This window comes from Actinomycetospora aeridis (assembly GCF_037400275.1).
In the GTDB taxonomy this organism is placed as follows: domain Bacteria; phylum Actinomycetota; class Actinomycetes; order Mycobacteriales; family Pseudonocardiaceae; genus Actinomycetospora; species Actinomycetospora aeridis.
Map to the genome: position 1 here is coordinate 480,080 of NZ_JBBEGL010000002.1, position 24,177 is coordinate 504,256.

31 protein-coding genes are annotated in these 24,177 nt (G+C 74.5%); 16 read left to right on the forward strand and 15 right to left on the reverse strand.

Translation table 11 applies throughout. From position 1 onward, the window contains the following. From WCD41_RS07745 to WCD41_RS07760, 4 genes are all read right to left on the reverse strand, one after another. Entirely contained in the window at positions 1-333 is a 333-nt protein-coding gene (locus tag WCD41_RS07745; RefSeq protein ID WP_337712829.1) for a hypothetical protein, read from the reverse strand. Then, entirely contained in the window at positions 330-803 is a 474-nt protein-coding gene (locus WCD41_RS07750) for an STAS domain-containing protein (RefSeq protein ID WP_337712830.1), read from the reverse strand. The genes WCD41_RS07745 and WCD41_RS07750 overlap by 4 nt, the downstream gene beginning before the upstream one ends. Before the next feature lie 140 nt (positions 804-943). Further along, entirely contained in the window at positions 944-1,666 is a 723-nt protein-coding gene (locus WCD41_RS07755; protein WP_337712831.1) for a TSUP family transporter, read from the reverse strand. A gap of 66 nt (positions 1,667-1,732) precedes the next feature. Then, the gene (locus WCD41_RS07760) at positions 1,733-2,041 is read right to left on the reverse strand and encodes a DUF4333 domain-containing protein (protein WP_337712832.1); all 309 of its coding nucleotides are present in this window, start codon (positions 2,039-2,041) and stop codon (positions 1,733-1,735) included. Positions 2,042-2,394: 353 nt separating this feature from the next. Here WCD41_RS07760 and WCD41_RS07765 point away from each other — a divergent pair, with 353 nt between their 5' ends. Next, positions 2,395-3,120, forward strand: coding sequence for a PP2C family protein-serine/threonine phosphatase (locus tag WCD41_RS07765; RefSeq protein ID WP_337712833.1), 726 nt, complete (start codon positions 2,395-2,397; stop codon positions 3,118-3,120). Here the strand turns inward: WCD41_RS07765 and WCD41_RS07770 are convergent. Together WCD41_RS07770 and WCD41_RS07775 are read right to left on the reverse strand one after the other, a co-directional pair. Beyond that, a complete protein-coding gene (locus WCD41_RS07770) occupies positions 3,098-4,498 on the reverse strand; it encodes a sensor histidine kinase (protein WP_337712834.1) in 1,401 nt (466 codons plus the stop codon). The genes WCD41_RS07765 and WCD41_RS07770 overlap by 23 nt on opposite strands. Then, complete coding sequence (locus WCD41_RS07775) at positions 4,495-5,193, reverse strand: response regulator transcription factor (protein WP_337712835.1); 699 nt, start codon at positions 5,191-5,193, stop codon at positions 4,495-4,497. The genes WCD41_RS07770 and WCD41_RS07775 overlap by 4 nt, the downstream gene beginning before the upstream one ends. 112 nt (positions 5,194-5,305) lie before the next feature. Here WCD41_RS07775 and WCD41_RS07780 point away from each other — a divergent pair, with 112 nt between their 5' ends. From WCD41_RS07780 to WCD41_RS07790, 3 genes are all read left to right on the forward strand, one after another. Further along, the gene (locus tag WCD41_RS07780; protein ID WP_337712836.1) at positions 5,306-5,818 is read left to right on the forward strand and encodes a hypothetical protein; all 513 of its coding nucleotides are present in this window, start codon (positions 5,306-5,308) and stop codon (positions 5,816-5,818) included. Between the two features lie 283 nt (positions 5,819-6,101). Further along, the gene (locus tag WCD41_RS07785) at positions 6,102-7,016 is read left to right on the forward strand and encodes a sulfite exporter TauE/SafE family protein (RefSeq protein WP_337712837.1); all 915 of its coding nucleotides are present in this window, start codon (positions 6,102-6,104) and stop codon (positions 7,014-7,016) included. 151 nt (positions 7,017-7,167) lie between these two features. Further along, a complete protein-coding gene (locus WCD41_RS07790; protein ID WP_337712838.1) occupies positions 7,168-7,896 on the forward strand; it encodes an HAD family hydrolase in 729 nt (242 codons plus the stop codon). Here WCD41_RS07790 and WCD41_RS07795 read toward each other — a convergent pair. Continuing rightward, positions 7,880-8,182 carry a hypothetical protein gene (locus tag WCD41_RS07795; RefSeq protein WP_337712839.1) on the reverse strand — a complete coding sequence of 101 codons (303 nt, stop codon included), beginning with the start codon at positions 8,180-8,182 and terminating at the stop codon, positions 7,880-7,882. The genes WCD41_RS07790 and WCD41_RS07795 overlap by 17 nt on opposite strands. A gap of 155 nt (positions 8,183-8,337) precedes the next feature. After that, complete coding sequence (locus tag WCD41_RS07800) at positions 8,338-8,520, reverse strand: MerR family DNA-binding transcriptional regulator (RefSeq protein WP_337712840.1); 183 nt, start codon at positions 8,518-8,520, stop codon at positions 8,338-8,340. A 113-nt stretch (positions 8,521-8,633) separates the two neighbouring features. On the opposite strand from WCD41_RS07800, the gene WCD41_RS07805 reads away from it, so the two are divergent. Further along, positions 8,634-8,915 carry a hypothetical protein gene (locus WCD41_RS07805; RefSeq protein WP_337712841.1) on the forward strand — a complete coding sequence of 94 codons (282 nt, stop codon included), beginning with the start codon at positions 8,634-8,636 and terminating at the stop codon, positions 8,913-8,915. Here the strand turns inward: WCD41_RS07805 and WCD41_RS07810 are convergent. Genes WCD41_RS07810 through WCD41_RS07820 form a run of 3 tightly spaced genes read right to left on the reverse strand, consistent with a single transcriptional unit; the run spans position 8,881 to position 11,317 of the window. Beyond that, complete coding sequence (locus tag WCD41_RS07810; protein ID WP_337712842.1) at positions 8,881-10,194, reverse strand: sensor histidine kinase; 1,314 nt, start codon at positions 10,192-10,194, stop codon at positions 8,881-8,883. The genes WCD41_RS07805 and WCD41_RS07810 overlap by 35 nt on opposite strands. After that, entirely contained in the window at positions 10,191-10,922 is a 732-nt protein-coding gene (locus WCD41_RS07815; protein ID WP_337712843.1) for a response regulator transcription factor, read from the reverse strand. Before WCD41_RS07815 ends, WCD41_RS07810 begins: the two co-directional genes overlap by 4 nt. A 35-nt stretch (positions 10,923-10,957) precedes the next feature. Further along, positions 10,958-11,317 carry a hypothetical protein gene (locus tag WCD41_RS07820; protein WP_337712844.1) on the reverse strand — a complete coding sequence of 120 codons (360 nt, stop codon included), beginning with the start codon at positions 11,315-11,317 and terminating at the stop codon, positions 10,958-10,960. A 112-nt stretch (positions 11,318-11,429) separates the two neighbouring features. Here WCD41_RS07820 and WCD41_RS07825 point away from each other — a divergent pair, with 112 nt between their 5' ends. After that, positions 11,430-12,212: a class I SAM-dependent methyltransferase gene (locus WCD41_RS07825; RefSeq protein ID WP_337712845.1), complete on the forward strand. Its 783-nt coding sequence runs from the start codon at positions 11,430-11,432 to the stop codon at positions 12,210-12,212. On the opposite strand, the gene WCD41_RS07830 is transcribed toward WCD41_RS07825, so the two are convergent. Further along, positions 12,213-13,277 (reverse strand): NAD(P)H-dependent flavin oxidoreductase, encoded by a 1,065-nt coding sequence (locus tag WCD41_RS07830; RefSeq protein WP_337712846.1) that lies wholly within the window; start codon positions 13,275-13,277, stop codon positions 12,213-12,215. A gap of 90 nt (positions 13,278-13,367) precedes the next feature. Between WCD41_RS07830 and WCD41_RS07835 the strand changes: the two genes are divergently transcribed. Beyond that, positions 13,368-14,165, forward strand: coding sequence for an enoyl-CoA hydratase/isomerase family protein (locus tag WCD41_RS07835; RefSeq protein ID WP_337712847.1), 798 nt, complete (start codon positions 13,368-13,370; stop codon positions 14,163-14,165). Positions 14,166-14,263: 98 nt separating this feature from the next. Then, entirely contained in the window at positions 14,264-14,953 is a 690-nt protein-coding gene (locus WCD41_RS07840) for an alpha/beta fold hydrolase (RefSeq protein WP_337712848.1), read from the forward strand. 18 nt (positions 14,954-14,971) lie between these two features. On the opposite strand, the gene WCD41_RS07845 is transcribed toward WCD41_RS07840, so the two are convergent. Then, positions 14,972-15,139 carry a hypothetical protein gene (locus WCD41_RS07845; protein WP_337712849.1) on the reverse strand — a complete coding sequence of 56 codons (168 nt, stop codon included), beginning with the start codon at positions 15,137-15,139 and terminating at the stop codon, positions 14,972-14,974. A gap of 524 nt (positions 15,140-15,663) precedes the next feature. Between WCD41_RS07845 and WCD41_RS07850 the strand changes: the two genes are divergently transcribed. After that, a complete protein-coding gene (locus WCD41_RS07850) occupies positions 15,664-16,782 on the forward strand; it encodes a toll/interleukin-1 receptor domain-containing protein (RefSeq protein ID WP_337712850.1) in 1,119 nt (372 codons plus the stop codon). Between the two features lie 49 nt (positions 16,783-16,831). Here WCD41_RS07850 and WCD41_RS07855 read toward each other — a convergent pair whose 3' ends face one another. Further along, a complete protein-coding gene (locus WCD41_RS07855) occupies positions 16,832-18,409 on the reverse strand; it encodes a class I adenylate-forming enzyme family protein (protein ID WP_337712851.1) in 1,578 nt (525 codons plus the stop codon). Between the two features lie 358 nt (positions 18,410-18,767). Between WCD41_RS07855 and WCD41_RS07860 the strand changes: the two genes are divergently transcribed. Both WCD41_RS07860 and WCD41_RS07865 read left to right on the forward strand, forming a co-directional pair. Next, complete coding sequence (locus WCD41_RS07860) at positions 18,768-19,406, forward strand: TetR/AcrR family transcriptional regulator (RefSeq protein ID WP_337712852.1); 639 nt, start codon at positions 18,768-18,770, stop codon at positions 19,404-19,406. 32 nt (positions 19,407-19,438) lie between these two features. Further along, positions 19,439-19,660: a hypothetical protein gene (locus tag WCD41_RS07865; protein WP_337712853.1), complete on the forward strand. Its 222-nt coding sequence runs from the start codon at positions 19,439-19,441 to the stop codon at positions 19,658-19,660. Here the strand turns inward: WCD41_RS07865 and WCD41_RS07870 are convergent. Next, on the reverse strand, positions 19,612-20,139 hold the full coding sequence (locus tag WCD41_RS07870) for a GNAT family N-acetyltransferase (RefSeq protein ID WP_337712854.1): 528 nt from the start codon (positions 20,137-20,139) through the stop codon (positions 19,612-19,614). The genes WCD41_RS07865 and WCD41_RS07870 overlap by 49 nt on opposite strands. A 175-nt stretch (positions 20,140-20,314) precedes the next feature. Here WCD41_RS07870 and paaA point away from each other — a divergent pair, with 175 nt between their 5' ends. From paaA to paaE, 5 genes are read left to right on the forward strand one after another with little or no spacing between them, the layout of a single operon-like run. Next, positions 20,315-21,265: a 1,2-phenylacetyl-CoA epoxidase subunit PaaA gene (paaA, locus tag WCD41_RS07875; protein WP_337712855.1), complete on the forward strand. Its 951-nt coding sequence runs from the start codon at positions 20,315-20,317 to the stop codon at positions 21,263-21,265. 2 nt (positions 21,266-21,267) lie between these two features. Further along, positions 21,268-21,606: a 1,2-phenylacetyl-CoA epoxidase subunit PaaB gene (gene paaB, locus WCD41_RS07880; RefSeq protein ID WP_337713338.1), complete on the forward strand. Its 339-nt coding sequence runs from the start codon at positions 21,268-21,270 to the stop codon at positions 21,604-21,606. Further along, positions 21,606-22,568, forward strand: a complete 963-nt coding sequence (paaC, locus tag WCD41_RS07885; RefSeq protein ID WP_337712856.1) for a 1,2-phenylacetyl-CoA epoxidase subunit PaaC — start codon at positions 21,606-21,608, stop codon at positions 22,566-22,568. Before paaB ends, paaC begins: the two co-directional genes overlap by 1 nt. Further along, positions 22,562-23,074 (forward strand): 1,2-phenylacetyl-CoA epoxidase subunit PaaD, encoded by a 513-nt coding sequence (paaD, locus tag WCD41_RS07890; RefSeq protein WP_337712857.1) that lies wholly within the window; start codon positions 22,562-22,564, stop codon positions 23,072-23,074. Before paaC ends, paaD begins: the two co-directional genes overlap by 7 nt. Next, positions 23,074-24,174: a 1,2-phenylacetyl-CoA epoxidase subunit PaaE gene (paaE, locus tag WCD41_RS07895; RefSeq protein ID WP_337712858.1), complete on the forward strand. Its 1,101-nt coding sequence runs from the start codon at positions 23,074-23,076 to the stop codon at positions 24,172-24,174. Before paaD ends, paaE begins: the two co-directional genes overlap by 1 nt. Positions 24,175-24,177 lie beyond the last annotated feature (3 nt).

The following is a 24,177-nucleotide window of genomic DNA, read 5'->3' on the forward strand; positions in this document are numbered from 1 at the left end:
TCAGCGCGCGACGCGGGGCAGCCGGTCGGCCGCCGCGCGCAACGCGAGGTAGGCGTCCTCGAGCTCGCGGGCGGCGAGGTGGGCGCACGCCGTCCGCACCGCGACGGCGACCTCGTCCATCGCGAGGCGGTGCCGGTCCCCGGGGGCCCGCGTCGACCGTCCGGCCTGCGCGACGACCGCCGTGCGCAGCATGTGGTCGAGCCGCCCGTCGAGGACCGCCGGCGGGGGCTGCGTCAGGTCGGCGAGGTGCTCGAGCGCGGCCCGGATCGCGGCGCCGAGCTCCGGGGGCTGGCCCGAGGACTGGTCGGCCTCCGGGCGCGTCACCGCGGTCACCGGGTCACCCGCCCGGCGTCGACGTGGCGGGACAACGAGGGGTGCGACGGGGTCACCGTGATGCGGCGGTCGAGCGTGGTCAGCTGCAGCGGGCGCACCACCGTCCGGTGGGAGGCGACGAGCACGAGGTGCACGTCGCGGGTGGCCGCGCTCGCGTGGACGGCCGCAAGCGTGTCGAGGCCGGACGCGCCGAGGAACGTCACGCCCTCGAGGTCGCACACCACCGACGGGGTCTCGTCCGGGGCGGTCGCGTCACCGTCGCGGTCGCCGGCCACCGTGGCCACGGCCCCGTCGAGGGTCTCGTGGAGGTGCCGGGTCGTGAGCATGTCGATCTCGCCGAGGACGCGGACCAGCACGAGTCCACGGCGCGGCTGGGTCGGGGCGACGGTCAGTCCGGGATGGAGCTCGTCGTCGGCGACCATCCTGAGCGATCGAGCATCGGCGTCGCCGCCGGTTCGGGGCGTCGTCATCGCGGGAGCCACCTCTCCTGCAAGGCATCGTCCGCTCGCCTCGAAGGGGTGAAGCTGCGGTGGCTTCCATCACTGTGCCCGGGTCGCCCGGACCTGTCCACCCGCAGCGACCGCCCGGTCACCCACCGAGATGAACCCGTTCAGAACACCAGCACCCCCCGGACGACCGTCGCGAGGGCGCCGACGAGCGCGAGCACGATGACCGCCCGGCGAGCCGTTCGCGGGGCGAGCCGCCGGTGCACCACGTCGCCGAGCACCACGCCCACCGCGATGCCGACGAGGCCGGTGACCCACACCGCGCCGCCGAGCGGGGGGGCACCTTTGCTCACGAGCGCGACGAGGTTGATGACGAGCAGGACGACCTGCGCGGTCGGTACGAAGACCTCGATGCTCCAGCGGCGGGCCAGCGCGAACGCGGAGATCGCCGGGCCGCCGACCCCGGCGGTCACGTTGACGAAGCCCGCGACGGCCCCGGCGGCGACGGCGCCGCGCGTCCCGTCGAGCCAGGCGCCGAGGCGTGGCACGAGCGACAGGGCGACCGCGGCCAGCGCGAGCAGGCCGACCACGACGAGCAGCGGTCCCTCCGGCAGGACGTCGACGACGACCGCTCCGAGGGGTACGGCGACGACGGCGCCCGCGAGCAGCAGGCCCGCCGCGCGGAGGTCGACGCCCCGGTGCGTCCGGATCAGGACGATCAGGCACAGCACGACCTGCAGGGCGTTGCCGAAGGAGACGCCGTCGCGGGGTCCGAGCACGGCAACCAGGAACGGGCCGCCCACCAGCGCGAGGCCGAGCCCCGTCGTGCGCTGGGTGATGGCTCCGAGCAGGACCGGGCCGGCGACGAGCGCCGCCGTCCCCGCCACGCTCACGGGCGTGGCGGGGACGGCGGTGTCATCGGGTCATGATGACCGCGGGACGGCGTCCCGGCCTCACTGCGGGGTGATGCTGAAGTTCACGTTGTCGCCGTCGACGCCCGTGACCTGCACGAGCAGCGGCGTGCTCTGGCCGGCGTCGGTGCCCGTGCAGGTGATCTGCGCCCCGACCTCGCCCTCGAGCGACGACGGGCAGCTGATCTGGCTCGGGGTGACGCCGTACTGCTGGGCGATCTGGTACTCGACCTCGTCGGCGGAGACCACGGGGTTCCCGAACACGATCACGTAGGCGAAGAACGCCACCACGAGCGCGCCGGCCACGGCCGCGACGATGCCGATCACCTTGCCGGCGGAGCCCTTGCGCACGGGTGGTGGCGGAGCGTAACCCCCGTATCCCGGAACGGGGGGTGGGCCGCCGTAGGGCAGACCGGCCGGACCCTGCGGCATCGACGGGTAGGGGTAGCCGGCGGGGGGCGGGGTGACCTGCTGTGTCATGGCGATTCTCCGGTGCGTGGGGGTCGGGCGGCCGCGGTGGGCTCGATGGCGAGACGATCCGAGCATAGAACACGGAGAGCGACGATCAAGAGGTCTTACTACTCCGTCAGAGTCATCTCAGAGTCCCGCCCACTCCTCACCGGGCTCACAGCCCACGGCCAGGATCGGCGCCGAACCTGGAGGCAGGACGGCGGGCGGGCCGTCGTCCCAGCGAGGAGGACGCCGTGGCCGCCCCCATCGAGCCTCCGGTCCCGGTCGCCGACGACGCACCCGCCGCCTGGGCCTCCCGGCAGGGGCCCCGACGCCACCAGGCCGACGCGGCCGCGACCCACCGGGCCCCGAGCGGGCGGCTCGCCGTCGCGGTCGCCGACGGCGTCGGCGACTCCGAGGCGGCCGGCTTCGCCGCGCGGCTCGTCGCCGACCATGCCGTGCGCGTCTCCGCGCTCGAGGGCCGGCCCGACGTCGCCCTGCTCGCGGCGCACGAGCTGCTGGTCAGGACGCACGACCTCGTGCCCGGCGACGCGGCCGCCGTCGTCGCGCTCGCTCCCGGTGGGGGCGACCCACGCTGGCGCCTGGCGTGGATCGGGGACTGCCGCGCGCTGTCGTGGGACGGGCGCACGCTGCGCACCCTGACCGCCGACCACACCGTCGCCGCGGCCCTGCGCGCCCAGGGGCTGCACCCGCATCCCCGCCTCGAGCACGTGCTCTCGGCGAGCGTGCACACCGCGCGCCCGCAGGAGGTCGGCGTCGCCGTCGTCGACGACCCCGGCACGCTCCTGCTGGTCAGCGACGGCGTGCACCGCAGCGTGGCGGGCCCGGCCCTGGCCGCCGCGATGGCACAGGGCGGCAGTGCCGCGTCGCGCGCCGAGCGCGTCGTCGGGCTCGCCGCGGCCGCCGGCGCGCGCGACAACGCGACGGCGCTCGTCGTCACTGCCGCAGCGGGAGGGTGAGGCGCAGGCGGGCGCCCCCGTCCGCGTCTCCCGGCTCGACCACCCGGAGGTCGCCGCCGTGCGCCCGGGCCAGCGCGCGGGCGATGGGCAGGCCGAGCCCGGCACCGCCCGCGTCGCGGGTGCGGGCGTCGTCGAGGCGAACGAGCCGATCGAACACGCGCTCCCGGTCGCCCGGGGGGATGCCGGGACCGTCGTCGACGACGTCGAGCACGCCCCGGGCGCCCTCGCTCGAGACCTCGAGGCGCACCGTGCCGTCCGCCGGCCCGTGACGGCGGGCGTTCTCGAGGAGGTTGGCGAGGATCTGGGCGATGCGGCCCGGGTCGCCGAGCACGCGCGTCGGCGGGCCCTCGACCTGCACCGTCAGCCCCGGGGCGAGCAGTCTCGTGCGCTCGGCCTCCGCGGCCGCGAGCTCGGCGAGGTCGACCGGGCGACGGTCGAGCGGGGCGCCGTCCTCGATGCGGGCCAGTTCGAGCATGTCCGCGACGAGCGCGCCCGCCCGCCGGGTCTCGCGCACCAGTGTCGTGGCGATGCGCTCGCGCCGCTCGAGGTCGGCGTCGGGGTGCCGGACGAGCGACTCGGCGAGGGTCTGCACGCCGGTCACCGGGGTCCGCAGCTCGTGCGCGGCGTCGGACAGGAAGCGTCGGGTGCGCGCCTCGGAGCGCCGGGCCTCCTCCGCCGCGTCCTCGGCGCGGACCTGGGCCGTCTCGAGCGCGTCGAGCATCCCGTCGAAGGCGGCGGCCGTGCGCCCCAGCTCGGTGTCGGTGCGCTCGGGGCGCAGCCGGCGTCCCCGGTCGCCCGCGGCGATGTCGTTGGCGAGCCCCGTCATGTCGTCGAGCGGGCGTAACGCGACCCGGACGACGGCGAGCAGGGCCACCGCGACCACGCCGAGCCCGATCGCCCCGACCCCGATCATCACCACGCGCAGCCGCGCCAGCACCACCTCGTTCTCCCCGCGCTCGACGGTGAGCACGAGCCGCGTGCCGTCCGGGACCCCGAGGGTGCGGGTGAGGTCCCGAGTGGCCCGCCGGGGCGGGCCGTCGCCCGGCCCCGGCGGGCGTCCCGGGGGACCGAGCTCGTCGGGACCGTCGGTCGGGCCCACGACGCGGCGGCCCGACGCGTCGACCAGCAGCGCACGGATGCCCTGGCCGTCGACAGCGTCGACGAGCGCCGCACCGGTGGTCCCGGAGGCGACGAGCAGGCCGGCCCGGGCCGCGCGGTCGTCGAGGCGGCTCTGCTGGTCGCGGCGCAGCTGCGCGTCGAGGGAGAGGTCGACGGCGACACCGATGACGACGAGCGCGAGCGCCACGACGAGCAGCACGAGCGCGGTGACCCGGAACCGCAGCGAGCGCGCCGACGTCCAGCGCTGCCGGGCCGTCACGCCCCCGCCTCGGGGGCGGGTCGCAGCGCGTAGCCCAGGCCGCGCACGGTGTGCACGATGCGCGGCCCGTGCGCCTCGAGCTTGCGGCGCAGGGCGGAGACGTGGACCTCGACGAGGTTCGGGTCGTAGGCGTCGTAGCCCCACACCTGCGTGAGGATCTGATTTTTCGTCACGGTCCGGCCGCGCTGCTCGGCGAGGTAGCGCAGCAACCGGAGCTCGGTCGCGGTCAGCTCGAGCACGGCCCCGGCCCGCGTCGCCGTGCCGGCCTCGTCGTCGACGACGAGGTCGCCGACCGTCATCGCCGTCGGCACCCGCCCCCGCCGGCGCAGGACCGCACGCACCCGCGACACGAGCTCGGCGAGCAGGAACGGCTTGACCACGTAGTCGTCGGCGCCGCCATCGAGGCCGTGCAGCCGGTCGGCCAGCGCATCGCGCGCGGTGAGGAGCACCAGACCGGCGTCGCTGCGGGCGCGCACCACGTCGAGCAGCGCGAACCCGTCGCGCCCGGGCAGCATGACGTCGAGGACGACGAGGTCGGGCCGGAAGCCGTCGAGCAGCTCCTCGAGGCCGGTGCCGTCCCCGCGCCCGACCGCGCGGAAGCCCGCGTCGTCGAGCGCGTCGACCACCGACTCGCGGATGGCCGACTCGTCCTCGACGACGAGCACCCGCGCCGCCGTCCCCCAGGTCCCGCCCACACCGGGATCCTGGCCCGTCGCTGCTGAACCGTCGCTGAAGAGCGGGCGTGTTTCAGGTCCGGTTCAGGCCCGCTGCCCATCGTCGGAGTCCCCGAGCAGAGTGGAGACGACGATGAGCGAGCAGGACCCGCCGACCCGCCCGACCGATCCTTCGGCCGATCCCCCGACCGATCCTCCGAGTACCGACAGCCCGTCCGGTCCGCCCACCCGGTGGCAGCGCACGACCCGCCCGTCGGGCTGGACGCGCCGCACCGCCGTCGTGGTGGCCGGTGTCGTCGGGCTGCTGGTCGGGGTGCTGCTGACCGGGGCGGTGCTGGCGGCGACGGTCGGCGGGCCCCGCGGGGACGGACCCCGCGGCGACGGCCCGCGCGGCGGGCCGGGCACGAGCGCCGAGGGGCGGGGACCGCTCGGCGGCCCTCCCCTCGCCCGCGGTGGGGAGCGGGGTGAGCAGCGGGGCCCGCGGGGCGACGCGTCCGGCCCGGTGGTCGTGCAGGTGCAGCCGGGCGCGACGGTGCAGGTGGCGCCGGGCGCGACCGTGCAGACCGTCCCGGGGGCGGGGCAGCAGCCCGCCCAGCCCGCGCAGCCGGCGCAGCCGGCGCAGCCGGCGCCCGGCATCCCCGGCTGAGGTCCCCGACGACGCGCGTCGGCGTGGCGGCCATCACAGCGACCTCACGTACCGCTGTGCTCCGTCACGCCGACGTGTGACGATGGGCCGCATGTCCGACGCGGGTGTTCTCCTCGTGCGCCGTGCGCACGTGGATCTGCTGCGCGTCTCCTCGGCCGGGTGTCGCACGCCCCGCCGCTGACCGTCCACGTCTCGTCCGGTCGCGGGTCCGTACCCCGGCCGGGTCGACACGTGCCCCGGATCGCGGGTGCACGGGCTCGCCCCCACCTCCCGAGGAAAGCCTGTGCGTACGTTCCTGCTCTTCGCCCTCGCCGGCCTGATCGCCCAGCTGGTCGACGGCTCCCTGGGCATGGCCTACGGCGTCACGTCGACGTCGGTCCTCCTGGCGGCGGGCACGGCTCCCGCCGTGGCCTCCGCCTCCGTCCACCTCGCCGAGGTCGGCACGACCCTCGCGTCCGGTGCGTCGCACTGGCGCTTCGGCAACGTCGACTGGCGCGTCGTCGGGATCCTCGCGCTCCCGGGCGCGATCGGTGCCGTGCTCGGCGCCTACGTCCTGGTCAACCTGACCGAGAGCGCCGAGCCCTACATGGCGCTGGTCCTGCTGCTGCTCGGCGTCTACGTGCTGCTGCGCTTCAGCTCCCGCGCGGTCGCCAAGCGCGTCGTCTCCGGGCCGAAGCCGGGTGGCAAGTTCCTCGGCCCGCTCGGGCTCGTCGCCGGGTTCCTCGACGCGTCCGGCGGTGGTGGTTGGGGCCCGGTGGCCACCTCCAGCCTGCTCGCCTCGGGTCGCCTCGAGCCGCGCAAGGTCGTCGGGTCGGTGGACACCTCGGAGTTCGTCGTCGCCCTCGCCGCGAGCATCGGCTTCCTGTTCGCGCTCTCCACCGAGGAGATCGACTTCACGGTCGTCCTGGCCCTGATGATCGGCGGCGTCATCGCGGCGCCGTTCGCGGCCTACATCGTCCGGCTGCTGCCCGCCCGCGTGCTGGGCACCGCCGCCGGCGGCCTGATCATCATCACCAACACCCGCACGTTCCTGAACGGGATCGACGTCTCCTCGAGCATCGTGATCCCGGTCCTCATCGTGCTGGCGGTGCTCTGGATCGGGGCCATCGTCGTCGCGGTGCGCACCTCCCGCCGCGAGCGCGCGCTCGCCGAGCCCGCGGTCGTCGAGGAGGACGGCACCCCGGCCGCCCAGGCCTGACCCGCGCCTCCCCTCCCGCGAACGCCCCCACGAAGATCAGCAGGCGGAAAGGCACGTCGCGAGGCCCCTCCGAGGTGCCTTTCCGCCTGGTGATCAAGGTTTCGCCACCGGCGCCCGCGCCGTGTCCCGATCCCCGCGCGATCATGGCGGGGTGCGCGCGCTGTTCGACCTCCCCGCCGCCTACCGGCCCTCCGCCGAGGACCGGGCCGCGCCGGTGCCCCCGCTCGAGGCGGTGCTCTGCGACTTCAGCAACACGCTGTTCCGCATGATCCCGACCGACGAGTGGCTGCGGCGCATTGCCGCCGACACCGGGCGCTCGCTCGACGACCCGGACGCCGTGCTCGCCGCGCTCGACGCGGCCGCGGCGGAGCCGGAGGTGATCGCCGCGCAGGAGGGTCGCGACCTCGACGCCGACGCGCACCGCCGCGCGATGCTCGCGTGGTTCTCGCGCGTCGACTACCTGCGGGGCATCGAGGACGCCGCGCAGGCGCGCGTCGTCGCCGAGGACTCGTGGGTGCCGTACCCCGACACCGGCCCGTTCCTGCGCGCGCTCGCCGAGCGCGGCGTGCCGGTCGGGGTGGTCAGCGACATCGGCTGGGACATCCGCGGTCACGCCCGCGCGGCGGGGCTCACCGACCTCGTCGGCACCTGGGTGCTCTCCTGCGAGGAGGGCCGCGAGAAGCCGTCGCCCGAGCTCTTCCGCACCGCCTGCGCACGCCTCGGCGCCGACCCGCGCCGGACGCTCATGGTGGGCGACAACCCGCGGCGGGACGGTGGCGCCGTCGCGGCCGGCCTGCGCGCGTTCGTGCTGGCCGGCGAGCAGCGGGAGCGCGAGCGCGGCCTCGACGACGTGCTCGCGCTGCTCAGCCCACCCGCGTGACCCCCGGCGCGACCGGCTCGCGCGCGACCGTCACCGGCACCCCGCCGGCACGGCGCACCCATCCGCCCACGACCTGGGCGACCGACCACCCGTCCGCGGCGACGACGGCCGCGATCTCCCGGTCCGCCGCGCCCAGCTCGACGTCGGCGTCACCGAGCACGCCGACCAACCACCGCTCGCTGCGGCGCACGACCTCGTCCCCGGTAGCCCCGGCGGACAACAGCCGCCCGAGATCGAACGGCTCGACCTCGAACGGCCCGGACGACACCGCTTCGCGTTCACTCATGGCACGTACCCCTCTCGACGAACCGGGGCCGACGCTACGGGGACGGACCGACATCGCCGGGGCGCTCGCCGCTCGCCCGTGTCAGCGGAGCGGCTCCGCAGACACTGGGCGTCAGGATCGCCACGCGCTCACCGCACGACACGCCGGAGCGGGCTCTAACCCTCCTCGGCGATCCCGATCTGCCGGCGCAGCTTGGCGACGTTCCACCGGTACTGGCCCGACGGCAACGTGATCTCAGGCGTCACCAGCCCCGCCTTCACGTAGCGCTGGAGCGTGCGCGGGCTGACGCCGAGCGCCTTGGCGGCCTCGGGCGTCGACACCAATTCGGACGGCGGCATGGCCGTCACCCTATGTCGCCGCTGTCGTCCGAACGACGTGTACACCGCCGGTGGCGCCACTTTCTCCGATGACTCCACTGTCGCTGGTGTCGCTGATGTGTAGAGTCCGCGACATGAGCGACACCAGCGACAGGTACTTATCGAGGCCGGGCGGTCCCCGGCGCTACCGGCTCGACGCCCGGCGGTTCCGCGGGCCCCTGCACACCCCGGCCCGCAACGACCAGGAGCAGCATGATTCCGACGACCTCGCGGCCCTCGTCGAGCTCGCGCGCACCCTCGTCGCCGAGGGGTTCACCGCGTGGATCTACGAGCGCGTGCGGCGGTCCGCGCCGTGGCCCGAGGTGTGGGATCTGCGCCTGGTCACCCAGCTCGATCCGGACCGATCGCGAGGCTGACGCGCAGGCCGCCCGTGGGCGCGTCCTCGAGACGCACCTCCCCGCCGTGACGCGCCGCCTGCTGCGCGACCAGCGCCAGCCCCAGCCCCGAGCCCGGCGCGCCGGCGGTGCTCCCCCGCACGAACCGCCCGAGCACCGCGTCGCGCTCGTCGGCCGGCAGCCCGGTCCCGTCGTCGTCGACGGTGAGCACGACGCCGCCGTCGTCCCCCGCGTGGGCGCCCAGTCGCACGCTCCCCGCGCGACCGTGCCGCACCGCGTTGACCACGGCGTTGGCCAGCGCCATCCGCAGGCCTTCGCGCGAGCCCCGGACCGCGCCGTCCGGCGGCTCGTCCACCACGACGTCCAGCGCCGGATGTGCCCGACGGGCGTCCTCGGCGGCCAGGCGCAGCAGGTCGGCGACGCCGACCGCGTCCTGGTCGGTCGCCTCGGGCAGGTCGCCGGCGGCGAGCTGGCCCAGCGCCGTCAGTGTCGCCTCGACGCGGGCCTGGGCGCGCAGGACGTCGGCGAGCACGGCGACGCGTTCGGGCAGGTCGGGGTGGGCCTGCAGGACCTCGAGGTCGGTGCGCATCGCGGTCAGCGGGGTGCGCAGCTCGTGGCGGGCGGCCGCGGCGAAGTCCCGCGCGGCGTGCAGCGACGCCGTGCTGCGCTCCTGCTCGGCGTGCAGGCGGGCGAGCATGGCCGTCAGCGCCTCGGCGAGCTCCTCGGACTCGCGGGAGCCGTCGGCGCGCACGGTCGGGGGCGGGTCGGCCGGGTCCGCCACGGTCTCGTCGAGGGTCGACGCCCGCACGGTGAGACGCCGCATGGGGGCGACCGCGCGTCCCGCGAACACCCAGCCGAGCCCGGCCGCGAGCGCGACCGCCACGACGCCGAGCCCGGTGACCCACCGCTGCCGGTCCGCCACACGCGCGCGGGTGTCGTCCTCGGTCGCCCCGACCGTGACCACCACGCCCGGCGTCGGCCCCGGCGCGGTCCGGATGCGGTAGGCGACGCCGCCGACGTCCACCGAGGTGGGGATGCCGAGCGGCGAGAGCGGCAGCTCCGGCCCGCTCACCCGACGCGTGCCCGTCGGCCCCCGCAGCGTCACCGCGAGGTCGGCCCGGGTGGACGCGAACGTCCCCAGCACCGCCGGCGAGCCCGGCACGAGGCTGCGGTCGAGCCGTTCGGTCTGCTCGCGCGTCAGCAGCACCGAGGCCAGCACGCCGACGAGCACGACGACGACCAGCGACGCCAGCCCGGAAGCGAGAGCGACCCGTGACCGCAGGGACGGGGAGCGCCTCACCCGCCCTCCCGCAGCACGAAGCCGACGCCCCGCACGGTGTGCACGAGGCGGGGCATGCCGTCGGCCTCGAGCTTGCGGCGCAGGTAGCCGACGAAGACGTCGACGACGTTGGTGTCGGTGGCGAAGTCGTAGCCCCAGACCAACTCGAGCAGGCGCTCCCGGGTCAGTACGACGTCGGCGTTGCGGGCGAGCACGACGAGCAGCTCGTACTCGCGCTTCGTCAGGTCGACCGCCCGCTCGCCGACGTGCACGGTGCGACGGGCGAGGTCGATGCGCAGCGGACCGGTCCCCACCACCTCAGCGCTCGAGCCGCCCGACCCGGCCGGGCCGTCCACCTCCGGAGCGGGCCGTGCTCCCCGCCGCAGGAGAGCCCGCAGCCGGGCCACGAGCTCGGTGAGCGCGAACGGCTTGACCATGTAGTCGTCGGCGCCGGCCTCGAGCCCGACCACGCGGTCGTCGACGGTGTCGCGGGCGGAGAGCACGCACACCGGGACGTCGTGATCCATCGCCCGCAACGCGGTGACCACGGCGACCCCGTCCATGCCCGGCAGCCCGAGGTCGAGGACGACGGCGTCGGGGACCCGCTCGTGCACCGCCCGCAGCGCGCCCGGACCGTCCTCGGCCGACCGCACGGCGAAGCCCGACAGCCGCAGTCCCCGCTCGAGCGAGGCGCGCACGTCCGCGTCGTCCTCGACGACCAGGAGGTCGGGCGCAGCCGGGTCCGTCATGGCCGCGGATTCTGCCCGGCCGTCGTGGAGGACGATCAGCGGTCCGTACAGGGCTGGGCGGCGCGCTCGACGCGGGAGCCGACCTCGGCGAGGCGGGCGGCGAGCTCGGGGTCCGGCCGCGTGTCCTCGGAGGCCTCGGCGTTCGGCGTCCGGCGCAGCTGCTCGATCTGCTCCTGGGCCTCGGGGGTCAGCCTCAGGGTGCCGCCGCCGGTGGCGCCGCCGGGGCGCAGGCGGGTGGTGCACGGCGCCTGCCCGCCGCCGGCCGCGGGCGCGCTCGCGGCGGGGGTGGGAGCGGGCGACGCGACCGGGGTCTCGGGGGCGCCGGCGCAGCCGCCGAGCACGAGCAGTCCGGCCAGGAACGGTCCGGCGAGCACCGGCAGGCGGCGGAAGTCCATCGATCGATCTCCTCGCGTCCGGGCGGCCGTTCGGGGCGGCCGCCTCTGGGAGATCACTCTGCTGATCGGGGGTGACGCAGCTCTGTGGCGTCTCTGAGGGAACAGTGAGGTCATGCAGGAGGACCGCTACGCCGCGTCGGCGCGGGGCTGGGCGACGGGCGCGGCGCGCGTCTACGGTCCGCTGGCGACACAGCTCGTCGCGGCCGCGCCGCACCCGTTGGCCGGACGCCGCGTGCTCGACGTCGGCGCCGGGACGGGCCTCGCCTCGGACGCCCTGCGCGCCGTCGGGGCGCTCCCCGTGGCCGTCGACCGCTCGCCCGCCATGCTCGGGTGGGACGCGGAGGGCCGTCCGCCCGCGGTCGCGGGGGCGCTGGAGACGCTGCCGCTGCGGGACCGCGCCGTCGACGACGCCGTCGCGGCGTTCGTGCTCAACCACGTCGACGATCCGACCGCCGCGCTCCGGGAGATCGCACGTGTCACGCGGCCCGGCGGTGCGGTGCTGGCGACGGTCGCCGCGGCCCGGAGCGGCCACCGCGCCGTGCGCGACCGGATCGACACGGTCGTCGCGGACGCCGGGTTCACCCCGCCGGACTGGTACGCCCACCTCACGACGGTCCAGGCGCCGATGCTCGGCGACGAGCCCGCGATGGCGACGGCCGCCCGAGCCGCCGGGCTGGTCGACGTCGTCGTCACCGACCGGGTGGCCGACGTGGGCGTGGAGCGGCCCGAGGACCTGGTCGACTACCGGCTCGGCCAGGCGCACGTCGCCGCGTGGCTGGCCGAGCTTCCCGAACGCGAGCGGGTCACGCTGCGGCAGGCGGCGATCGACGCGGTCGCCCCGGTGATGGAGCCCTACCGGCCGCCGGTGATCACCCTCGTCGCCCGGGTGCCCTGATCACAGCCCGAGCAGGTCGCGCGCCGAGCGCCACAGCTCGCCGGTGATCACGCCCGCGGGCTCCGGTCGCGCGAGGCGGGCAGCCTGGCCGGCCCACTGGTTGCCGGGGTCGACACCCGCCGCCCCGCCCCGCCGCCACTGCCCCACCAGAGCCCGCTGGATCGGGTAGCGCGCGGGCGGCGGCGCGTCGTCCCCGCTCCAGGCCCGGACGAACGACGTCGGCAGCGCCCGCCCGGGGCGCCCCGAGTAGGCCCGGGTGAGCACCGACGTCTCCGGGGCCGCCGCGTCCAGGCCCTCCGACCACACCGCGGAGATCCCCACCTCCGGCGAGCGCAGGAACGCCGTGCCCACCTGCACCGCGCTCGCGCCGAGCACCAGCGCGGCCGCGACCCCGCGGCCGTCGGTGATCCCGCCCGTCGCGACGACCGGCACCGCCAGCGTGTCCGCCAGCTGCGGCACGAGCGCGAGGAGCCCGACGCCTGTCGACTCGGCCGCGACGGGGTCGAAGGTCCCGCGGTGGCCGCCGGCCTCGACGCCCTGGGCGACCACGACGTCGGCCCCCGCCTCCTGGGCGTCGAGCGCCTCGGCGAGGGTCGTCGCGCACGCGAACCAGCTGATGCCCGCGGCGTGGATCCGCTCGACCGTCGGCGGGTCGAACACCCCCATGATCGAGGACATCACGGTCGGCCGGGCGGCGATCAGCGCGTCGACCTGCTCGGCGAACACCGGTGACGGCCCGCCGGCCTCGCCCGGCGCGCCGAACCGCTCGAGGAACCCGCGCGCGGCACCTTCCCCGCCGTCGCCGGCGGGCGGCGCGTCGGGGATCCAGAGGTTCATCTGGAACGGCCCCGAGGAGCCCTCGCGGAACCGCCGGACCCAGTCCTCGATCTTCGCGGTGTCGTCGAGCACCGCCCCGCTCGCTCCCATGCCCCCGGCCTCGGTCACGGCCACCGCGAGCGCCGGTGGGCAGGCGCCCGCCATCGGCGCCTGGAGGATCGGGACGTCGAGGCCGTACCGCTCGCAGAAGGCGGTGACCCGCTGCGACACCGCTGACACCGTCGTCATGGCCCCCACCCTCCCCTGTCCCCGACCGCGGTGGGCGGGCAGCATGATCCCGCGCGCCGGAGCGCCCGGCCGACGAGAGGAGTGCGTGCGATGACGAGCGACGCCGTCGTGGTGACCCGGGACGACCAGGCGGCCGTGGCGGTCGTGCGGATGAACCGCCCGGATCGCCGCAACGCGCTGACCACCGAGCTCAAGGTCGCGCTGCGCGACGCGCTCGAGGAGGTCGCGCAGGACACGAGCGTGCGCGCGGTCGTCCTCTCCGCCGCCGGCCCCGCGTTCTGCGTCGGTCAGGACCTCGGCGAGCACGCAGAGACCCTGCGCTCGGGCGACCCGGACGCCATGCGGACCGTGCCCGAGCACTACAACCGCATCACCTCGGCGCTCGCGACGATGCCCAAGCCGGTGATCGCGGCGATCGGCGGGACGTGCGTCGGCGCCGGTCTCGGCTTCGCCCTGGCCTGCGACCTGCGCCTGGCCGCGGCCGGCGTGCGGTTCGCGACGGCATTCTCCGGCATCGGGTTCGGCGGCGACTCCGGGCTCTCGGCGACGCTCGCCCATGCCGTCGGCGCCTCCCGGGCCACCGACCTGCTCATGCTCGGCGACACCTTCACCGCCGAGTCGGCCCGCGACTGGGGCATCGTGCGCGAGGTCGTCGCCGCCGAGGATCTCGACGACAAGGCGCTCGCCCTGGCCCGCAAGCTCGCCTCCGGGCCGACCGCGGCCTACGCCGAGATCAAGGTCGCCGTCGCCCTCGGGACCGTGTCGTCGCTGCCGAGCGTGCTCGAGCACGAGGGCGCCGCACAGTCACGCCTCGCGAAGACCCAGGACCACCGCAACGCCGTGGAGGCGTTCCTCGCGAAGGAGAAGCCGACCTTCACGGGGCACTGATCACGCTCCGAGATCGGATCGAGGTCGGACGTTCACCCGATCGTGGTGCGGGTGCACCACGGTCAGCGGAGCGATCATCCGTGCGAGAGGGGTCTCCGTTGAGCGGTACCAACATCGTCCTGGTGCACGGCGCCTGGGCCGACGGCTCGTGCTGGAGCTCCGTGGTGGAGGCCCTGCAGGCGCGCGGGCACCACGTGACCAGCCCGCAGTTCCCCGAGACCTCGCTCGAGGCCGACGTGGCGCGGCTGCGCCAGGTGCTGCGTCGCCAGGACGGCCCGACGCTCGTCGTCGGTCACTCCTACGGCGGCCAGATCATGACGGCCCTCGGTCAGGACGCCCCGAACGCCGTCGGGCTCGTCTACATCGCGGCCTTCGGCCTGGACGAGGGCGAGTCGATCGGGAAGCTGCTGGCCCAGGGTCCGCCCTCGCCCGCGCTGGCCAACCTCGAGATCGACGACCTCGGGTACGCCTGGCTCCCCGAGGACGGCTTCGTCGGGCACTTCGCCGCGGACGTCGACCCCGCCACGGCCCGGGTCTTGCACGCGGCTCAGCAGCCCCTCGCCGCGAGCACGCTCGAGGACGTCATGGGGGTCCCGGCGTGGAAGGCGCTCCCGACCTGGTACCTCGTGGCCACGGACGACGAGGCGATCCCGCCCGACGCCGAGCGCGCGTGGGCCGGGCGCATGGGCGCGACCACCGTGGAGGTCGCCTCCAGCCACGTCCCGATGATCTCCCACCCCGACGCCGTCGTGGACCTCGTCGAGACCGCGCTGACCGCGCTCCGCTGAGCCGGGGGCCCCGCCCGGTCAGCGGCGCGGGGCTCTCCTCCGGTTCCCGACGCCGGCGAGGTGCAGCGCGATGCAGATGGCGCCGAGGGTGAGGAGCACCGTCGGGGTGAGCACGCTGATCACGAAGCCGGTGATCTCGACGATCAGCGCGATGAAGAACAGGACCGCCGCGGCGATGGCGAGCATCGTGTCGGGCCTCCTTCGGTGAGGGGCCCGAAGTATCGGGCACGGACGGGTCGCGCCGAGGACCGTGACGGCAGGCGGTACCCGGGTGCTGCCGAACGGGCTCGCGGTGGTCCCGGCGCCGCGCCAGGGGCGAGGGTCTCGTCTCTGTTCGGACGTCCGGGCGCCGCCTGTCCGGGCGCGGTCGGGGGACGTTGCGCGCCGAGAAGCAGCGGACGTCCCATCGAGCAGCGGATAGGGCGTTCGCTGCTACTCGAGTGAGCTGCGCATCGGGGCTGACCGCCGCCGAGATCAAGATCGCTGGCGCCCTTGGGACCGTGTCATCGCTGCCGAGCGGGCTCGAGCACGAAGCCGCCGCACGGGCACGCCCGGCGAGAACTCAGGACCTCCGCAACGCGGTGAAGGCGTTCCTCGCGAAGGAGAGGCCGACCTTCACGAGGCACTGAGCGTCGCATCGGTTAGAGCGCGCGCGATCCGTCGGCGATGAACGGAAGCCATTTCACGTTCCGCACATCCACAGACACGAAGTGTCACTTGACTCGATCCTATACTTCCTGGATCGCCTCGAGTCGGTCTGGGGGATCATGCTGCGCCGGAAAGTCTTCCTGTCGTACTCGCGTGAGGATCGTGAGGCGGTCGGCAGGCTGCACAAAGCCTTGGAGTCTCTACGCTGCGAGGTGTGGCTGGACCAAGAGCTTTCCGGCGGCGAAGTATGGTGGAGGGAAATCCTGGGCCGGATCGGCGAATGCGACGCCGTCGCCATCGCAATCTCGGCTTCGGCACTCCGTTCGCGAGCCTGCCTCGACGAGCTGGGTTACGCGGTCGCGCTGGGCCGTCCGATTTTGCCGGTATTGCTCGAGGCCGTACCGTTCGAGCTGCTCCCTAGCAGCGTGGCGTCCGTCCAGGCCGTCGATTTCACGGGTGATCGCGAAACGAGTGCCCTTGCGCTCGCCTCAGCCGTATTCGGCCTCCCTCCGGCCCCGAACCTGCCTACGCCGCTTCCACCGCCTCCACCTACCCCTCTTTCCTACTTGACGACCATCGCCGACGTCGTCGGCGCACCCGCTCTATCCGTAGACGAGCAGTTCGCGTTGGCCGCAAGGCTGGAGGCAGCTCGAGAAACACAGGCCGACCTCCCGGTCATTCGCGCCCTGTGCGCTGCGCTCCTCGAGCGAGAGGACCTCTACCACAGCGTCGCCAAACGCGTGCAGAAGATCGCTTCGAGTATTCCCGACGTGCCGCGTCCGGACTCACGGCCCCCGGTCAGAGCGACCTCCGCACCCCGACCTTCCGCCCGGTCGGGTTTGCCCTCCGGTTGGACAGGCATCTGGGAGGGAGAAGTGTCCGAACACTTCTTTCCACCATATCCGGTGGTCTTGACTCTGCACGCGCCCGACGAGCGGTCCGGCGTAGGCGAATTCGAATACCCGTCCCTCGGCGTTGCGGGCTGGCTGAAATTCATTCGCGTGAAATCGGGGGACGTTCGGCTACAGGAACATGCCACGGAGAGGCGCATGCTCCTCAAGAGCCGCCTTCGCTACTCCGAGGCGACGTTGCGAGCAAAGTTCGACGACGCAGGAAACTTGTTCGTCCGATGGGAGCCACGAGCCGCCATGTGCCGAGCAACGCTCACACGACGACCATGATTTGAACCACCGTCGGTGCGCATCGTGCGGGTGTTCGCTACTACTCAGGTCACGTCAGCTGCGACTCGCGCTCGGACCAGAAGACGGCGCGCAGCTCCCGCTTGAGGATCTTCCCCGCGCCGGACTTCGGGAGCGGTTCCACGCGCGTCTCGATGCTGCGCGGCACCTTGTAGCCCGCGATCGTGCGGCGGCAGTGCGCCACGAGCTCCTCGGCGAAGGCGTCGGCGTCCTCGGGCTGGCTGCGCAGCACGACGACGGCGTGCACCGACTCGCCGAAGCGCTCGTGGGGCACGCCGAAGACGGCCACCTCGACCACCGAGGCGTGGGAGAACAGCGCGTTCTCGACCTCCGCGCTGTACACGTTCTCGCCGCCCGAGACGATCATGTCCTTGGCGCGGTCGACGAGGAACAGGTGCCCGCCGTCGTCGAGGAGCCCGAGATCGCCCGACGCGAACCAGCCGTCGCGCAGCGCCGTGGCGGTCTCCTCGGGCTTGTTCCAGTAGCCCGCGGTGACGTTGGCGCCGCGGATGAGCACCTCGCCGACGGTGCCGGCGGGCAGGGGCGTGCGCTCGACCGGGTCGACGACGATCACCTCGACGCCCACCGCGGCCCGCCCGCACGAGCGGGCCTGGGGCGCGTCGAGGAGGTGCTGCTCGCCGGGCAGCAGCGTCACGATCGGCGAGGTCTCGGTCAGCCCGTAGATGTGCAGCATCTCGGCGTCCGGGAACGCGGCGTGGGTGCGGCGCAGCAGCTCGACCGCCGCCGGCGACGACCCGTGCGAGAGCCAGCGCAGGCTCGACACCGTCCGGGGCCGGGCGGTCTGCTCGTGGGCCAGCGCGTCCATCATCGTCGGGACCACGAGCGTGGCCGTGACGCCGTGACGCTCGACGAGGTCCAGGACGCCGTCCGGGGTGAACGCGGGGCACATCACCTGCGTCCCGCCGGCCCAGACGGTCGAGAGCGCGGCGATCGTGCCTGCCGCGTGGAACATCGGCGCGACGACGAGCCAGCGGGTGTCGGGCGTGAACGGCCAGCAGGCCATGAAGTGGAAAGCGTTGGCGACGAGGTTGCCGTGGGTGAGCATCACGCCCTTGGCCGCGCCGGTGGTGCCGCCGGTGTAGAAGATGCCGGCGAGGTCGTGCTCGGAGGGCTCGCGCAGCGGGGCGACGGGTTCGGCGTCGGCGAGCAGGGCCTCGTACTCGGTGGAGGTGTCGACGACGCGCAGGTCGGGGTCGAGGCCGTCGAGCTCGCGGTCGGCGAAGAGCACCCGCGCCCCGGCGTCGCGCAGCGCGTAGGTGCGCTCGGCGGCGGTGTGGCGGACGTTCAGCGGGACGATGACCAGCCCGTGGCTGGGCAGGCCCAGGTAGAGCTCGAGGTAGCGGTGGCAGTTGGCGCCGAGGACGCCGACGCGGTCACCGGGTCGCAGACCCAGGCGCGTGAGCAGCCCGCCGAGCCGGGCGATGCGCTCGGCGAGCTCGCCGTAGCTGACCGTCAGCTCGCCGCACGTCACGGCCGTGCGCTCGCGCGCGGTGGCGAGGGCGCGGCGCAGTGGCGCGCCCATCGTGCGCGTCGCGTTGCCCGCGTCGCCCGCCGGCGCGAGGTCGTGGAGGGTCTCGGGCGTCGTCATCGAGCAGCTCCGGGGAACACGCTGCGGTGGTCGCAGTCGAACGATCGTTCGGTCGGCCGCGAAGGTAGCAGTGACCCGCCCCACCCGGCCAGGACGAGGATGGTCGGTGCGCTGCCTCGGCGCCAGGGACGACGTTCCGGCGAGGGGCGCCCCTCGCTGATCTACTCGAGCGAAGGTGCCCTTCGCTCAGATCGTCGCGAGGGGATCGCCAGCGACGACGTTCCGGCGAGGGGCGCCCCTCGCCGCTCTATTCGAGCGAAGGTGCCCTTTGCTCAGATCGTCGGGAGGGAACCGTCGGGAGGGGATCTCCCGCCCGCCCCTGGCCCCGGGGACCGGTCGGGGCCGTAGATTCCCCCGCGTGACCGGCACGCGACCCCCCGCCCGCGAGGGCGAGCGACCGGCGGGGGCCGCGCGGGAGCGCCGGGCCCGGCCGGCGTACGACCCGTCGAGCCTCGTCGAGGTGGCCGCGCGCGTGTTCAACGAGCGCGGCTACGACGCGACGAGCATGGAGGACCTCTCCGCCGCCGCCGGGATCACGAAGTCGTCCTTCTACCACCACGTCCGCGGCAAGGAGGCGCTGCTGCGCGCCGCGCTCGAGCGGGCGCTCGACGGCCTCTTCGGCATCCTCGACGAGCCCGCCGCGTCGACCGGCAGCCCGCTGACCCGGCTGCGCCACATCGTGCGGCGCCAGGTCGAGGTGCTCGTCGCGGAACTGCCGCACGTGACGCTGCTGCTGCGCCTGCGCGGCAACACCGAGACCGAGCGGTGGGCGCTGGACCGCCGCCGCGAGTTCGACGCGGCCATCGCCGCCCTGGTGCGCGAGGCATCGGCGGCCGGGGAGCTGCGCGGTGGCATCGACCCGGCCGTCGGGGCCCGGCTGCTCTCGGGGCTCGTGAACTCGCTCGTCGAGTGGTACCGCCCGGGTCGCGTGCGGGTCGACGACCTCGTCGCCGAGGTCGACCGGATGGCGTTCGAGGGTCTGCTCGCGCAGAAGTGACGCAGGGCAGCCGCCGACCTAGGCTCGCGGACGTGCCGCTGGAGTTCTCCGAGCAGCCCGAGACCGGTCTCGTCGCCGTCACGCTGACCGACGGCGACGGCACCGTGCTGCAGACCCGCGTGGTCGCCGCCGACGAGATCGGGCGGATCGCCGCGAGGGCGCGCGCCGCGGTCGAGCGCAGCGAGCGCACCGGCGAGCCGGGCCTCTACGTCACGCTCGACGAGCTCATCGACGGGTCGTCAGGTCCCGCCTGAAGGTCCCGCTTGAAGCCCGCGTGGCTCGCGGTGAACCCCAATCGCTCGTAGAAGCGGTGCGCGTCGACCCGTGACGCGTCGCTGGTGAGCTGGACGAGCCCGCACCCCCGCCGGTTGGCCTCGTCGACGGCCCAGCCGACGAGCGCGGCGCCGTAGCCCCGGCCCTGCCGTGCGGCGTCGACGTGCACCGACTCCAGCTGCGCGCGCCGCGTCCCGCGCCGCCCGAGGCTCGGGAGCACGGTGAGCTGCAGGGTGCCGACGGTCGTGCCGTCGGCCTCGTCGAGGCAGACCAGCAGGTGGGCCGGGTCGGCGTCGATCTCGGCGAACGCGGCCTCGTAGGGCGCGAGGTCCCCGACGGCGTCGCCCCGCCCGGCGCTCACGGGATCGGCCGCGATGAGCCCCACCAGGGCGGGGACGTCGGAGGCCCGCGCCCGCCGGATCGTCAGCGTGCCGTCCGCCAGCGTCGCGAGCGCGTCCATGCGGGGCATCCTCGTCGAGGAGGGAGCGAGGGCGTCCCTCGCTGCCTCCCACGCACTCAGGGGGTCTCTCGCTCCCACCCCCCGCGGGCGGCCGACCGGGCGACACGGTTGCGGAGGCGTGCCATGTGCGTCACCATCACAACCGAACGAACATTCGGTACGGAGGTGGCCACCGATGACGGTGACCGAGCAAGAGCTCGAGGCCCAGTTCGAGCGCACCGTGGCTTCCGAGGGCCGGGTCGAGCCGCGCGACTGGATGCCCGAGGGGTACCGCAAGACCCTCATCCGCCAGATCGCCCAGCACGCGCACTCCGAGATCATCGGCATGCAGCCCGAGGGCAACTGGATCCTGCGCGCCCCGAGCCTGCGGCGGAAGGCCATCCTCCTCGCCAAGGTCCAGGACGAGGCCGGGCACGGGCTCTACCTGTACTCGGCCACCGAGACGCTCGGGGTCGACCGGGGCGAGCTCACCGAGAAGCTGATCGACTCGAAGCAGAAGTACTCGTCGATCTTCAACTACCCGACGCTGACGTTCGCCGACATCGGCGTCATCGGCTGGCTCGTCGACGGCGCCGCGATCGTCAACCAGGTCCCGCTGTGCCGCTCCAGCTACGGGCCCTACGCGCGGGCGATGGTGCGCATCTGCAAGGAGGAGTCGTTCCACCAGCGCCAGGGCTACGAGCTCCTGATGACGCTGATGGCCGGCACCGCGGCGCAGCGCGCGATGGTCCAGGACGCCGTCGACCGGTGGTGGTGGCCGTCGCTGATGATGTTCGGCCCCGCCGACGGCGACTCCCCGAACACCCAGCAGTCGATGGCCTGGCGGATCAAGCGCCACACCAACGACGAGCTGCGCCAGCGCTACGTCGACATGACCGTCCCGCAGGCCGACGCGCTCGGCGTCACGCTGCCGGACCCGGAGCTGCGCTGGAACGACGAGCGGCAGAGCCACGACTTCGGCGACATCGACTGGGACGAGTTCATGCAGGTCGTCAAGGGTGCCGGGCCGTGCAACGCCCAGCGCCTGGAGAACCGCCGCGCCGCCCACGAGGGCGGTCAGTGGGTCCGGGACGCGGCTGCCGCGTACGCCGCCAAGCACGCCACCAAGGAGGTGCCGGCAGCGTGAGCATGGCCGACGACACCACCGCCCACGTCGAGGGCGAGCCGAGATTCGACGGCACCCCGAGGGCGACCTGGCCCCTCTACGAGGTCTTCGTCCGCGGCAAGCGCGGGCTCAACCACGTGCATGTCGGGTCGCTGCACGCCCCCGACGACACCATGGCGCTCCACAACGCGCGCAATCTCTACACGCGGCGCAACGAGGGCGTGAGCATCTGGGTCGTGCGCGGCGACGCGATCACCGCGTCCAGCCCGGACGAGAAGGACCCGTTCTTCGCGCCCGCCGGCGACAAGGTCTACCGGCACCCCACGTTCTACGACATCCCCGACGACGTCCCCCACCTCTGATGCACAGCGAAGACCACGACGAGAACGTCTACGACGCCCTCGCCACCGCCGACGACGACGGCCGCTGGGCCTTCGGCACCGGGTTCGACGCCGGCTCCGCCGAGATCGACGCGCCGGTGCCCGACGGCGTCGATCGCGACGACCTCGCGACGTACTGCCTCATGCTCGCCGACGACGCCCTGATCGCCTCCCAGCGTCTGGCCGGCTGGACAGCGAAGGCCCCGGAGCTCGAGGAGGACGTGGCGCTCGCGAACATCGCGCTCGACCTGCTCGGGCAGGCCCGCGTCCTGCTCTCGCGCGCCGGGCACCTCGGCGCCGCCGAACCGTTCCGCGCCGGGCCGTGGGACGCGCAGCGGAGCGGAGCCGGACCCTTGCCACAGGACGACGAGGACGTGCTGACCTACTTCCGGGACGACCGTGGGTTCCGCAACGTCACGCTGGTCGAGAGCGACTCCGGTGGCGCCGGCGACTTCGGCCGCACGATCGCCTGGATCCTCGTGCTCTCGAGCTGGCGCCTGGCGCTGATGACCCGCCTCACGGACAGCCGCGACCCGGTGCTCGCCGCGGTCGCGGGCAAGGCCGTCAAGGAGCTGACCTACCACCGCGACTACGCCGCCCAGTGGACGCTGCGCCTCGGCGACGGCACCGAGCTCTCGCACGCGCGCATGCAGGCCGGTCTCGACACGGTCTGGCCGTTCGTCGAGGAGCTCTTCCTCCCGCACGCCGTGGAGCGGCGCCTCGCGGCCGCCGGCGTCGCGGTCGACCCCGCGGAGCTCCGCGACGAGGTCGACGCCGTGCTCGAGCAGGTCCTGCCGGTCGCCACGCTGACCCGCCCCGAACGCCCCGCGGTGGGTCTCGTCGGCGGGCGCGGGGGCCGCGACGGCGTGCACACCGAGTCGCTCGGCACGGTCCTCGCCGTCATGCAGTCCCTCGCCCGCGCGCACCCGGAGGCGACATGGTGACGACGGAGCCCACGGACGCACGCGTCGCGGCCGAGAACGTCGTCGACCCCGAGATGCCGATGCTCACGCTCGCCGACCTCGGCGTGCTGCGCGGCGTCGAGACCACCGCGGACGGCACGGTGGTCGTGACCATCACCCCCACCTACTCCGGCTGCCCCGCGCTCGACGAGATGCGCGCCGACCTGCGGCGCACGTTGCAGGCCGCGGGCCACGACCGGGTCGAGGTGCGCACGACGTTCAGCCCGCCGTGGTCCACCGACTGGATCTCCGACGAGGGTCGGCGCAAGCTCGCCGAGGCCGGCGTCGCCCCGCCCGGCCGGATCGGTCCGCGCGCCGCGGCCGGCCCGGTGCCGCTGACCCTCGTCGCCCCGTCCCGCACCGTCGCCTGCCCGCAGTGCGGCGCGCCGGACACCGAGGAGAGCTCCCGCTTCGGGCCGACGGCCTGCACCGCGCTGCGCCGCTGCCGGGCCTGCGGCGAGCCGTTCGAGCACGTCAAGGAGATCTGATGACGGCCGCCGTCACCGACGATCGCGCCACCGAGGCCGTCCCCGGTTTCCACCGCCTCCGCGTCGCCGACGTCGAGCGTCTCTGCGACGACGCCGTCGCGGTGCGCTTCGCCGTCCCCGACCACCTCGGCGACGACTACGCCTTCCGCGCGGGCCAGTACCTGACGCTGCGCCTGGCGACGGAGCAGGGCGAGGAGCGCCGCTCGTACTCGATCTGCGCGCCCGAGGGCGCCGCCCCGCGGATCGGCGTGCGCCGCGTCGACGACGGGCTGTTCTCGACCTGGCTGGTCGACCGGCTCGCCGCCGGCGACGAGATCGAGGTGGGGCCACCGCAGGGTCGCTTCAGCCCGGAGGTCGCGGCCGGCGAGCACCACGTGCTCGTCGCCGCCGGCTCGGGCATCACGCCGGTGCTCTCGATCGCCGCGACCGTGCTCGCCGCCCACCCCGACACCCGCGTGACCGTGCTCTACGGCAACCGCCGCAGCGACACCGTGATGTTCGGCGAGGACCTCGCCGACCTCAAGGACCGCTACGGCCCGCGCCTGCAGCTCGTCCACGTGCTCTCCCGCGAGCCCACCGCCGCCGACCTGTTCAACGGGCGCCTCGACGCCGAGCGCCTGCGCACGCTGATCGGCGCGCTGGTGCCGGTCGGCGAGGTCGCGCACTGGTGGCTGTGTGGGCCCCTCGGCATGGTCGAGGCCGCCACCGAGGTGATCACCGGCTTCGGTGTCGAGCGGCGGACGGTGCACCGCGAGCTCTTCTACGTCGACGAACCGCCGCCCGAGGTGCACCGCGCCGAGGACGACGTCGTCGACGACAGCGGCGGCGCCACGGTAACGGTGATCGTCAACGGGCGCGCGTCGGTTCTCACGCTGCCGCGGACCGAGCCCGTCCTCGACGCCGCCCAGCGCGCCCGCTCCGACCTGCCGTTCGCCTGCAAGGGTGGGGTCTGCGGCACCTGCCGGGCGCAGGTGACCGTCGGCGAGGTGCGGATGCGCCGCAACTTCGCGCTGGAGCCCGAGGAGGTCGACGCCGGGTTCGTGCTGACCTGCCAGGCCCTGCCGGTCTCGGACGAGATCACCGTCGACTACGACACGTAGGAG

What these genes read in the sequence shown, in the direction of transcription:
- paaB (WP_337713338.1), top strand. Translation starts at nt 21,268, where the DNA reads ATGGCCGACGACACCACCGCCCACGTCGAGGGCGAGCCGAGATTCGAC.
- paaD (WP_337712857.1), top strand. Translation starts at nt 22,562, where the DNA reads ATGGTGACGACGGAGCCCACGGACGCACGCGTCGCGGCCGAGAACGTC.
- WCD41_RS07805 (WP_337712841.1), top strand. Translation starts at nt 8,634, where the DNA reads ATGAGCGACACCAGCGACAGGTACTTATCGAGGCCGGGCGGTCCCCGG.
- WCD41_RS07870 (WP_337712854.1), bottom strand. Translation starts at nt 20,139, where the DNA reads ATGGACGCGCTCGCGACGCTGGCGGACGGCACGCTGACGATCCGGCGG.
- WCD41_RS07845 (WP_337712849.1), bottom strand. Translation starts at nt 15,139, where the DNA reads ATGCTCGCCATCGCCGCGGCGGTCCTGTTCTTCATCGCGCTGATCGTC.
- WCD41_RS07815 (WP_337712843.1), bottom strand. Translation starts at nt 10,922, where the DNA reads ATGACGGACCCGGCTGCGCCCGACCTCCTGGTCGTCGAGGACGACGCG.
- WCD41_RS07780 (WP_337712836.1), top strand. Translation starts at nt 5,306, where the DNA reads ATGAGCGAGCAGGACCCGCCGACCCGCCCGACCGATCCTTCGGCCGAT.
- paaE (WP_337712858.1), top strand. Translation starts at nt 23,074, where the DNA reads ATGACGGCCGCCGTCACCGACGATCGCGCCACCGAGGCCGTCCCCGGT.
- WCD41_RS07830 (WP_337712846.1), bottom strand. Translation starts at nt 13,277, where the DNA reads ATGACGACGGTGTCAGCGGTGTCGCAGCGGGTCACCGCCTTCTGCGAG.
- paaA (WP_337712855.1), top strand. Translation starts at nt 20,315, where the DNA reads ATGACGGTGACCGAGCAAGAGCTCGAGGCCCAGTTCGAGCGCACCGTG.
- WCD41_RS07820 (WP_337712844.1), bottom strand. Translation starts at nt 11,317, where the DNA reads ATGGACTTCCGCCGCCTGCCGGTGCTCGCCGGACCGTTCCTGGCCGGA.
- WCD41_RS07750 (WP_337712830.1), bottom strand. Translation starts at nt 803, where the DNA reads ATGACGACGCCCCGAACCGGCGGCGACGCCGATGCTCGATCGCTCAGG.
- WCD41_RS07835 (WP_337712847.1), top strand. Translation starts at nt 13,368, where the DNA reads ATGACGAGCGACGCCGTCGTGGTGACCCGGGACGACCAGGCGGCCGTG.
- paaC (WP_337712856.1), top strand. Translation starts at nt 21,606, where the DNA reads ATGCACAGCGAAGACCACGACGAGAACGTCTACGACGCCCTCGCCACC.
- WCD41_RS07855 (WP_337712851.1), bottom strand. Translation starts at nt 18,409, where the DNA reads ATGACGACGCCCGAGACCCTCCACGACCTCGCGCCGGCGGGCGACGCG.
- WCD41_RS07795 (WP_337712839.1), bottom strand. Translation starts at nt 8,182, where the DNA reads ATGAGTGAACGCGAAGCGGTGTCGTCCGGGCCGTTCGAGGTCGAGCCG.
- WCD41_RS07825 (WP_337712845.1), top strand. Translation starts at nt 11,430, where the DNA reads ATGCAGGAGGACCGCTACGCCGCGTCGGCGCGGGGCTGGGCGACGGGC.
- WCD41_RS07800 (WP_337712840.1), bottom strand. Translation starts at nt 8,520, where the DNA reads ATGCCGCCGTCCGAATTGGTGTCGACGCCCGAGGCCGCCAAGGCGCTC.